The organism is Micromonospora sp. NPDC003776 (assembly GCF_053605645.1).
Genome location: NZ_JBSGJR010000246.1, coordinates 1 through 9,457, shown reverse-complemented (window position 1 = coordinate 9,457; position 9,457 = coordinate 1). Strand labels below are relative to the sequence as shown.

Below are 9,457 nucleotides of genomic sequence, written 5' to 3'. Positions count from 1 at the left end.
CGCGTGGCTACGTGGAGCTGGCCGAGTCGCCGCGCTCGGGGAGGAGCCGGCGGGCGAAGTCGCGGGCCACCGCCCGGCGGAGCCAGGGCCGGACCGGCCGGGCCGGACGTCGGGCGGCGGCTACCAGCGGCCGAGGCGGGTGGCGAGGACGGTGAGGGCGGCGACGCCGGCCGTCGAGGTGCGCAGGACCGTGGGGCCCAGGCGGACGGGGCGGGCGCTGGCCTCGCGGAACGCGGCCAGCTCCGGGTCGGCGATGCCGCCCTCGGGGCCGACGACCAGCACGATCTCCCCGGTCTCCGGCAGCTCGGCGGTGGTGAGTCGCTCGTGCGCCTCCTCGTGGAGCACGAACGCGGCGGCCGCCCCGGCGATCCGGCGCGCGACCGTGGTCGTGGACTCGTCCGGCGTACCGGCCACCACCGGCAGCCACGCCCGGCGGGCCTGCTTGGCCGCCTCCCGGGCGGTGGCCGCCCACTTCTCCCGGGCCCGTCCGCCCCGCTCGCCGCGCCACTGCACCACCGAACGGGACGCCGACCAGGGGACGATCTCGTCCACCCCGACCTCGGTCATCGCCTGCACGGCCAGTTCGCCCCGGTCGCCCTTGGCGATCCCCTGCACCACCACGAGCCGGGGGACGGACGCGTCGACGTACCCCCGAGAGGTGACCCGCAGATCGAGACTGCCCTTGCCGACGGCGTCGACCACCGCGGCGGCCGTGCCGCCCCGCCCGTCGGCGAGCAGCAGCTCCTCGCCGACGCGCAGCCGCTGCACACTGGCCGCGTGGTGCCCCTCCGGGCCGTCCAGCGTCAGCCGGTCGCCGGTGGGCAGCGCCTCGACCAGGAACAGCGGCGCCGACACCTCAGGCGTGCCCGTTGAAGGCGTCGCGCATCCGGGAGAAGAAGCCGCCCTGCTTGGTCAGCTCGGCGACCTCCTCGCCCCGGGTCTTGGCGAAGTCGCGCAGCATCCGCTCCTGGTCGGCGTCGAGCTTGGTCGGGGTACGCACGTCCAGGTGCACGTAGAGGTCACCCCGGCCGGTGCCGCGCAGGTGCGGCACGCCCCGGGCGCGCAGCCGCAGCGTGCTGCCGGGCTGAGTGCCGGCCTTGACGTCGACCGTCTCCTCGCTGTCCAGCGTCTTGATGGTCAGCCGGGTGCCCAGCGCGGCGGCGGTCATCGGCACGGTGACCCGGCAGTGCAGGTCGTCGCCCTTGCGGGAGTAGACGTCGTGCGGTCGCTCGTGGATCTCCACGTAGAGGTCGCCGGCGGTGCCGCCACCCGGACCCACCTCGCCCTGCTGGGCCAGCCGGATCCGCATGCCGTCCTCGACGCCCGCGGGGATCTTGACGGTGAGCGAGCGGCGGGTGCGCACCCGGCCGTCGCCCGCGCAGGTCGGGCAGGGGTGCGGGATGGTGGTGCCGTAGCCCTGGCACACCGTGCACGGCCGGGCGGAGACCACCTGGCCGAGGAAGGTCCGCTGCACCGACTGCACCTCGCCCCGGCCGCCGCACGCCTCGCAGGTGGCGAGGTGGGTGCCGGCCGCCGTGCCCGCGCCGGAACAGGTGGTGCAGAGCACCGCCGTGTCCACGGTGATCGGCGCCTCGACGCCGAAGGCGGTCTCGTTGAGGTCCAGTTCCAGCCGCAGGATCGCGTCGGCGCCCGGCCGGGTACGCGGCCGCGGCCCGCGCGAGCCGCCCGCCGCGCCGCCGAAGAACGCGTCCATGATGTCCTGGAAGCCGACGAACGGGCCGGCGCCGCCCGGGCCGCCCGGACCCGCGCCCCCGCCGCCCGGCGCGAGCGGGTCGCCGCCCAGGTCGACGATCTGCCGTTTCCGGTCGTCCGAGAGGACCTCGTACGCGGCGTTGATGTCCTTGAACTTCTCCTGTGCCTCCGGGTCCGGATTCACGTCCGGGTGGAACTGCCGCGCCAGCTTGCGGTAGGCGCGCTTGATCTCGTCGTCGGAGGCCTCTCGGCTGACGCCGAGAATGCCGTAGTAGTCCCTGGCCACTGCGTTCGGTGTCCTCGTGTTTCGTCTCGCGTTGCGCCGCGCCGGCCGCCGGTCGGCCGTCGGCCCCTCCTGGTCAGTTCTGGGCCAGCAGTTCGCCCACGTAGCGTGCCACGGCCCGCACCGTGGCGATGGTGCCGGGGTAGTCCATCCGGGTCGGCCCCAGCACCCCGAGCCCGCCCACGATCGTGCTGCCCGGGCCGTACCCGGTGCTCACCACCGAGGCGGCGCGCAGGTTGTCGATCTCGTTCTCGTCGCCGATGAGCACCCGGGTGGTGCTCGGCTCGGCCTCGCCGATCAGCTTGAGCAGCACGACCTCCTCCTCGAGCGCCTCGAGGATCGGCCGCAGCGAGCCCTGGAAGTCGAGCAGGCCGCCCCGGGTGAGGTTGGCCGTGCCGGCCAGCGCGATGCGCTCCTCGTGCCGCTCGACCAGCGTCTCGAGCAGCACCGTGGAGAGCGTGGTCATCGCGCCACGCAGGTGTGGCGCGGACTCGTCGACCAGCGCCTCAACCAGCGGCGGGGTGTCCGACAGCCGACTGCCGACGAGCTTCTCGTTGACCAGGCGGCGCAGGTCGGTGACGTCGTCGACGGGGATGGGCCCGGGCAGCTCCACCAGCCGCTGCTCGACCCGGCCGGTGTCGGCGATCATGACCACCATCAGCCGGGTGGTGGAGATCGGCACCAGCTCCAGGTGGCGCACCTTGGAGCGGGCCAGGCTGGGGTACTGCACGACGGCGACCTGGCGGGTGAGCTGGGCGAGCAGCCGGACGGTGCGGTGCACCACGTCGTCCAGGTCGACCGCGCCGACCAGGAAGCGCTCGATGGCCCGGCGCTCGGCCGGGCTGAGCGGCTTGACCCGGGAGAGCCGGTCGACGAACAGCCGGTAGCCGCGGTCGGTGGGCACCCGGCCGGCGCTGGTGTGCGGCTGCCGGATGTAGCCCTCCTCCTCCAGCACCGCCATGTCGTTGCGCACGGTGGCCGGGGAGACGCCCAGTTGATGGCGCTCGACCAGCGCCTTGCTGCCGACCGGCTCCTGCGTGGCGACGTAGTCCTCGACGATCGCGCGCAGCACGGCGAGCTTGCGGTCGTCGAGACCCATCTCCCCCACCTCCTGATGCCGACTGGCACTCGACTGTAGCGAGTGCCAGTCTACGTCGGCGTGCCCGTCGACGCGATGATCAGCGACGGACCCCCGGTGCGGGCCCGCGCACACTCCGCCAGAGCCGTTCAGCCGGACATCGCGGGCGATGTCGCTCTGGTGCGCCCTTGCGCACCGGACCTACCGTGACGTCCATGACTGAACCTCCTCGCCCTCCCGGAGCGGGGGACCCCGGCGCCCAGCCGCCGGAGGCAACCCCGCCGTCGGCCCCGTACGGCTCGTCGTCGGCGGACGAGCCGCCCATCGCACCACTGTCCGGGGCCCCGGGCGGGGGCGGCTATCCCCCGCCCGGTGACTATCCGCCGCCCACCGGCGGCCAGCCGCCGTCGGGCGGCTACCCACCCCCTGGTGGTTACCCCCCGCCCGGCGGCCAGCCGCCACCCGGTGTCGGGTACCCGACCGGCGGCGCGTACGGCGCGCCGACCGGCTACGCGAACAACGAGGACAAGACCTGGGCCCTGGTCGCCCACTTCGGCGGCGCGGCGGCGATGTTCGTCAGCGGCGGGGTGCTGGGTTGGCTCCCTCCGCTGGTGTCGATGCTGGCCAGGGGCAACCAGTCGCCGACCGTGCGCCAGCACGCGGTCGCGGCGCTCAACTTCCAGCTGCTCTGGTCGATCGTCGGCCTGATCGGCTGGATCCTGAGCTGCATCCTGATCGGGTTCCTCGGAGTCGGCGCGGCCGTCATTCTCGGGGTGGTGTTCGGCATCCTCGCAGGCGTGAAGGCCAACGAAGGACAGTTCTACCGCTATCCGGTGAGCGTGAGCTTCATCAAGTGACCCCGGCCCGGCCGGCCTCCGGGCCGGCCGGGTAACGGTCAGGGCAGCAGGCCGCGGACCACCGCGTCAGCCAGCAGGCGGCCGCGCAGCGTGAGCACCGCCCGGCCGGCCGCGTACTCGCCGGCGGCCAGCAGGCCGTCGGCCAGGGCGCGGTCGGCCGCCGCCCGCCCCGCCGGCTCCAGCACGTCAAGGGGCAGGCCGGAGGCGAGCCGCAGCCGCAGCATCACGTCCTCCATGTGCGCCTCGTCCGCGGTGAGCAGCTCCCGGGCCAGGCCGGGCGACTCCCCCGCCGCCAGGCGCTGCGCGTACGCGGTGGGGTGCTTGACGTTCCACCAGCGCACCCCGCCGACGTGGCTGTGTGCCCCGGGGCCCAGACCCCACCAGTCGGCGCCGGTCCAGTAGAGCAGGTTGTGCCGGCACCGGGCCGCCTCCGAGCGGGCCCAGTTGGAGACCTCGTACCAGGAGAAGCCGGCCGCGCCGAGGGCCGCCTCCGCAGCCAGGTAGCGGTCCGCCGCCACGTCGTCCGACGGGTACGGCAGCTCGCCCCGACGCATCCGCGCGGCCAGCCGGGTGCCGTCCTCCACGATCAGGGCGTACGCGCTGACGTGGTCCACGCCCGCCGCGACCACCTGCTCCAGCGAGGCGGCGAAGTCCTCAGCGCTCTCCCCGGGCGTGCCGTAGATCAGGTCCAGGTTCACGTGGTCGAACCCGGCGTCCCGCGCCTCCCGGGCGGCGGCGGTGGCCCGCCCGGCGCTGTGCCGCCGGTCGAGGATCGCCAGCACCCCGGGCGCGGCGGACTGCATGCCCAGCGAGATCCGGGTGTAGCCGGCCGCCCGCAGCGTCTTCAGCGACTCCGGGGTGACCGACTCCGGGTTGGCCTCGGTGGTCACCTCCACGTCGGCGGCCAGCCCCCAGGTGCGGTCGATGCCGTCCAGGATCCGGGCCAGGTCGTCGGCCGGCAGCAGGGTGGGCGTGCCGCCGCCGACGAAGACGGTGTCCACCCGCGGCGGCGGGGCGTCGCCCAGCACCCGCCCGGCCAGCGCCAGCTCGGCCAGCACCGTGTCGGCATACGTCTCCCGGCCGGCCCCGCCGCCCACCTCCGCGGCGGTGTACGTGTTGAAGTCGCAGTAGCCGCAGCGGCTCGCGCAGAACGGCACGTGCACGTACACGCCGAAGCCGCGGGCGCCGACGGCGCGGCGGGCGGCAGCGGGCAGCGATCCGTCGCGCGGGACGGCTTCGCCTTCTGGAAGAGCGCCGGGCATGGCCACTAGTGTGCCCGGCATGACCTCTCCGGACGCTCTCGTGCGGGTCGCCACGGCCCGTGGGGTGACCACCCTCACCCTGGACAGCCCGCACAACCGCAACGCGCTCTCCACCCCGTTGATGACCGAGCTGCTGGCCGGGCTGGCCGCGGCGGTCGCCGACGACGCGGTCCGGGCGATCGTGCTGGACCACACCGGCCCGGTCTTCTGCTCCGGCGCGGACCTGAAGGAGACGGCCGCCGCGTACGCCAGCGGGACGGTGCCCGCCGGCATGCTCGGCGACGTGCTGGTCGCGGTCCGGGAGTGCCCAAAGCCGGTGCTGGCGAAGGTGGCCGGGCCGGCGCGGGCCGGCGGGCTGGGTCTGATCGCGGCGGCCGACCTGGCGGTCTGCGCGGACGAGGCGACGTTCGCCTTCACCGAGGTCCGGATCGGGGTGATCCCGGCGGTGATCTCGGCGACCGTGCTGCCCCGGCTGCACCCGCGGGCCGCCGCCGAGCTGTACCTGACCGGGGACACCTTCGACGGCCGGCGGGCCGCCGAGATCGGCCTGGTCACCACCGCGGTGCCGGCCGACAGGCTGGACGCCGCGGTGGAGGGCTACTGCGCCTCGCTGGTGAAGGGCGCGCCGTCGGCCCTCGCCGGCGCCAAGGAGCTGCTGCGCCGGCCGGCCGCCACCGACCTGCGCGCGGAGATCGCCGAACTGGCCACCCTCTCCACCGGGTACTTCCTCTCCGAGGAGGGCCGGGAGGGCGTCCTCGCGTTCCGCGAGAAGCGGCCCGCGGCCTGGGTGCCTGCCGAAGACTGAGACCACCGGCGCGGGGTGTGGTCGGCCGGTGACGGAGCGGGAGACAGCCGGTCGGCCGACCCGATCCGCCCATCCGGACACGTAGTCTTGCGGCGGTCGGGACAGGAGGTGCGGGTGCGAACCAGGGCGACAATCGTGGCGGCCGGGGTGGCGGTGTGTGTGCTGGCCCTGCTCGGCGTCTGGTTCGTGGCCAAGCAGTTCGGGCGTCCGCTCGGCCTGCCGCTGGCCAGCCGCACCTGCACGGTGCAGGCCGACGGGCGGGTCGTGCTCGGTGCCGACCAGATGGCCAACGCGGCCACCATCGCGGCCATCGGGGTGCAGCGGCAGATGCCCGAGCGGGCCGTGGTGGTGGCGCTGGCCACCGCGTACCAGGAGTCACACCTGCGCAACATCGCGCACGGCGACCGGGACTCGCTGGGGCTGTTCCAGCAGCGCCCGAGCCAGGGGTGGGGCACCCCGCAGGAGATCCGCGACCCGCGCTACGCGGCGAACAAGTTCTACGCCGCGCTGAACAAGGTCAAGGGCTGGCAGAAGATGCGGGTCACCGAGGCCGCCCAGCGGGTACAGCGGTCGGCTTATCCCGAGGCGTACCAGAAGTGGGCGGACGAGGCCACGGTCCTCACCCGGGCGCTGCTCGGGGACGCGACCGGGGCGGTGGCCTGCACGGTCGGGCCGACGCCGACGATGCGCGGTCCGGCCGCCGTGACCGCGCTGGTGCAGAACCTGGCCCTCGACTGGGGCCTGCCCGGTCTCGCCGCGCCGACGGACCTGACCGACTTCACGCTCCCCGCCACCGACAGCCGGATCGGCTGGCGGTACGCCCACTGGCTGGTGTCGCACGCCGACGACCACGGGGTGAAGCGGGTCCGCTTCGGCGGCCTGGAATGGACCGCCGAGCACGGCACCTGGGACAAGGTGAAGAACGCGGACACCCAGACGCAGGTGCGCGCGGAGGTCTTCGCCGCGACCTGACCCGGCCGGGGCTCCGTCAGGCGGGCGCGACGCCGAGGCGCCGGCGGACCTTCTCCCGAAGCGCCTCGGGCAGCTGCGGCACGTCGAGCAGGGCGGGCAGCAGCTCCGGCTCCCGGGTGGTGGCCCGGAACACGTGACCGATGGTGACCCCGTGCGCCGGGCGATCCACCACCTCGACCGGGTCACCGGCGCCGATCTCGCCCTCCCGCAGCACCCGCAGGTACGCCCCGGGCGCGGCCCGCACCGTGAACCGCTTGATCAGGTCGGGCATCCCCCAGTAGCCGGCGAACGTGGTGCACGGGGTGCGCGGCTTGGTCACCTCCAGCAGGACGCTGCCGATCGCCCAGCGCTCACCGATCACCGCCCCGGTGACGTCCACCGCGTACGTGGTGAGGTTCTCGCCGAAGGCGCCCGGCCGCAGCGACCGGCCCAGCTCGGCGGCCCACCAGCCGGCGTCCTCCTCGGCGTACGCGTACACGGCCTGGTCGGGGCCGCCGTGGTGGGCCCGTTCGCCGATGAAGTCGCCGACCAGGCCGGCGAACCGGACCGGCACCGGCCCGTCGGCCGGTCGCTTGTCGATCCCGCTGCGGCCGCTCGGGTCGCCCGCCCACTCCGCCTCGGTCACCACGCCGAGGTTCACCGCCGCCAGCCTGCCCGTCATGGCGGTCAGCCTAGTGCCGGGCCGGGCGGCCGGGGCATCCGGTGATCAACCCTTGACCGCGCCGGCCACCAGGCCGGAGACCATCCGGCGCTGGACCAGCAGGAAGAACACGATGACCGGCAGCGTGAACAGCGTGGAGGCGGCCATCACCGAACCCCAGGCGGTGTCGTCCCGGCCGAAGAAGTAGGTCATCGCCACCGGCAGGGTGTACCGGTGCTGATCGTTGATGAAGGTCAACGCGAAGATCAGCTCGTTCCAGGCGGTGATGAAGGAGAAGATGCTGGTGGCCACCAGCCCGGGGGCGACCAGCGGGAAGAGGATCCGGCGGAACGTCTGGGCCCGGCTGGCCCCGTCGATCGCCGCCGCCTCCTCCAGCTCCTTGGGCACGGCGGCCACGAAGCCGCGCAGCATCCAGACCGCGAACGGCAGGGAGAAGCCGAGGTACGTCAGGATCAGGCTGGGCAGGGTGTTGTAGAGGCCGAGCCGCTGGATCATCAGGAACAGCGGGATGACCAGCGCCTCCAGCGGGATCATCTGCACCACGAGCAGCAGGATCAGGAACGTGGTGCGCAGCCGGAACCGGAACCGTGCCACCGCGGTCGCGGCGAGCAGCGCGACCAGCCCGCTGAGCAGCACGGTGGCCACCGCGACCAGCGCGCTGTTGAGGAAGAAGTCGGCGAAGGTCACGCCCGGGATGAGGTTGCCGGTGAGGATCTCCCGGTAGTGCTCCAGGGTCGGCTTCGCCGGCACCGGGCGGGGCGTGGCGGAGAAGATCTCTCGGTTGGGCTTCAGCGAGGTGGCGACCATCCAGTAGACCGGGAAGGCCGCGAAGAGCGCGACCAGCAGGCCGGCACCGTTGAGGGCGATCTTCTTCACGACTCGTCCTCCTGCCGGAGCACCATGCGGACGTACAGGGCGGTCACGACGAGCAGGATCAGGGTGAGGATGACCGCGATCGCCGAGCCGAGGCCGTACTTGGGCGGGGGCGAGAACGCCTCCGCGTACGAGTAGATCGACAGCATGAAGGTCGAGCGGTCCTGGGTGCCGCCGGCCAGCACGAACTGCTGGGTGAAGACCTTGAAGTCCCAGATGGTGGAGAGCACCACCAGGATGCCGAAGACCGGGCGCAGCATCGGGAAGGTGACCTTCCAGAACACCCGCCAGGGGCCGGCGCCGTCGACCCGGGCGGCCTCCTGGAGCTCGCTCGGCACGCTCTTCAGCCCGGCCAGCACGCTCACCGCGATGAACGGGAACGAGTGCCAGACCACCACCAGGGTGAGGATGGCGAAGAAGAGCAGCGGGTCGTTGAACCAGCCGTAGCCGGTCCAGTCACTACGCCCGAAGAGCGTGGTGGAGAGCCCGTCCGGGAGCTTGTTGAACAGCCAGGTGGCCAGGCCGCTGGTGTCGTCGAAGATCCACTTCCAGACGATGGTGCCGGTCAGCGCCGGGGTGGCCCAGGCCAGCATCACGCAGCTGGCCACGAAGGTGGCCATCTTCCGGCCCAGCCGGTTGAGCAGCAGCCCGACCAGGGTCCCGAGGATCATGGTGAGCGCCACGTTGGCCAGGGCGAAGAGCACGGTGTTGCGCAGCACCGTACGGAAGAACGGGTCGCCGAGGATCTGGGCGTAGTTGGCCAGGCCGACCCACGGCCACTCGCGGTCCCCCCGTAGCTGCCGGACGTTGTTCAGCTTGTAGAAGGACATCATCACGACCTGGCCGAGGGGCCAGAGCAGCAGCACCGCGATGATCGCCAGGCACGGCAGGAGCAACAGGTACGGGAGGCGGTCCACACGGCGGCGCCGCCGCGCGGGGATCTCCCGCGCGGC

At 73.4% G+C, this 9,457-nt stretch carries 10 protein-coding genes; 3 read left to right on the top strand and 7 right to left on the bottom strand.

The window, feature by feature from the left end:
* Window positions 1-120: 120 nt before the first annotated feature.
* The 3 genes from ACWEVO_RS20065 to hrcA all read right to left on the bottom strand — a co-directional run bounded on the left by ACWEVO_RS20065 (window position 121) and on the right by hrcA (window position 3,095).
* Window positions 121-855 carry a 16S rRNA (uracil(1498)-N(3))-methyltransferase gene (locus tag ACWEVO_RS20065; protein WP_452309041.1) on the bottom strand — a complete coding sequence of 245 codons (735 nt, stop codon included), beginning with the start codon at window positions 853-855 and terminating at the stop codon, window positions 121-123.
* A gap of 1 nt (window position 856) precedes the next feature.
* The gene (dnaJ, locus tag ACWEVO_RS20060) at window positions 857-1,999 is read right to left on the bottom strand and encodes a molecular chaperone DnaJ (RefSeq protein WP_452309040.1); all 1,143 of its coding nucleotides are present in this window, start codon (window positions 1,997-1,999) and stop codon (window positions 857-859) included.
* A 73-nt stretch (window positions 2,000-2,072) separates the two neighbouring features.
* On the bottom strand, window positions 2,073-3,095 hold the full coding sequence (gene hrcA, locus ACWEVO_RS20055; protein WP_452309039.1) for a heat-inducible transcriptional repressor HrcA: 1,023 nt from the start codon (window positions 3,093-3,095) through the stop codon (window positions 2,073-2,075).
* Between the two features lie 194 nt (window positions 3,096-3,289).
* On the opposite strand from hrcA, the gene ACWEVO_RS20050 reads away from it, so the two are divergent.
* Window positions 3,290-3,931, top strand: a complete 642-nt coding sequence (locus ACWEVO_RS20050; RefSeq protein WP_452309038.1) for a DUF4870 domain-containing protein — start codon at window positions 3,290-3,292, stop codon at window positions 3,929-3,931.
* 38 nt (window positions 3,932-3,969) lie between these two features.
* On the opposite strand, the gene hemW is transcribed toward ACWEVO_RS20050, so the two are convergent.
* Window positions 3,970-5,193 (bottom strand): radical SAM family heme chaperone HemW, encoded by a 1,224-nt coding sequence (hemW, locus tag ACWEVO_RS20045; RefSeq protein ID WP_452309037.1) that lies wholly within the window; start codon window positions 5,191-5,193, stop codon window positions 3,970-3,972.
* Between the two features lie 19 nt (window positions 5,194-5,212).
* Here hemW and ACWEVO_RS20040 point away from each other — a divergent pair, with 19 nt between their 5' ends.
* Both ACWEVO_RS20040 and ACWEVO_RS20035 read left to right on the top strand, forming a co-directional pair.
* Entirely contained in the window at window positions 5,213-5,998 is a 786-nt protein-coding gene (locus ACWEVO_RS20040) for an enoyl-CoA hydratase-related protein (RefSeq protein ID WP_452309036.1), read from the top strand.
* A 108-nt stretch (window positions 5,999-6,106) separates the two neighbouring features.
* Window positions 6,107-6,970: a hypothetical protein gene (locus tag ACWEVO_RS20035; protein WP_452309035.1), complete on the top strand. Its 864-nt coding sequence runs from the start codon at window positions 6,107-6,109 to the stop codon at window positions 6,968-6,970.
* A gap of 16 nt (window positions 6,971-6,986) precedes the next feature.
* Here the strand turns inward: ACWEVO_RS20035 and ACWEVO_RS20030 are convergent, their stop codons facing one another.
* The 3 genes from ACWEVO_RS20030 to ACWEVO_RS20020 all read right to left on the bottom strand — a co-directional run.
* Window positions 6,987-7,631: an MOSC domain-containing protein gene (locus tag ACWEVO_RS20030; protein ID WP_452309034.1), complete on the bottom strand. Its 645-nt coding sequence runs from the start codon at window positions 7,629-7,631 to the stop codon at window positions 6,987-6,989.
* A 45-nt stretch (window positions 7,632-7,676) separates the two neighbouring features.
* Entirely contained in the window at window positions 7,677-8,507 is an 831-nt protein-coding gene (locus ACWEVO_RS20025) for a carbohydrate ABC transporter permease (RefSeq protein ID WP_452309033.1), read from the bottom strand.
* On the bottom strand, window positions 8,504-9,457 hold a 954-nt coding region (locus tag ACWEVO_RS20020; protein WP_452309032.1), incomplete at its 5' end, for a carbohydrate ABC transporter permease. The genes ACWEVO_RS20025 and ACWEVO_RS20020, both read right to left, overlap by 4 nt.

Excerpts from the sequence above, each read along its gene's own strand:
- hrcA (WP_452309039.1), bottom strand. The coding sequence starts at position 3,095 with ATGGGTCTCGACGACCGCAAGCTCGCCGTGCTGCGCGCGATCGTCGAG.
- ACWEVO_RS20050 (WP_452309038.1), top strand. The coding sequence starts at position 3,290 with ATGACTGAACCTCCTCGCCCTCCCGGAGCGGGGGACCCCGGCGCCCAG.
- hemW (WP_452309037.1), bottom strand. The coding sequence starts at position 5,193 with ATGCCCGGCGCTCTTCCAGAAGGCGAAGCCGTCCCGCGCGACGGATCG.
- ACWEVO_RS20040 (WP_452309036.1), top strand. The coding sequence starts at position 5,213 with ATGACCTCTCCGGACGCTCTCGTGCGGGTCGCCACGGCCCGTGGGGTG.
- ACWEVO_RS20030 (WP_452309034.1), bottom strand. The coding sequence starts at position 7,631 with ATGACGGGCAGGCTGGCGGCGGTGAACCTCGGCGTGGTGACCGAGGCG.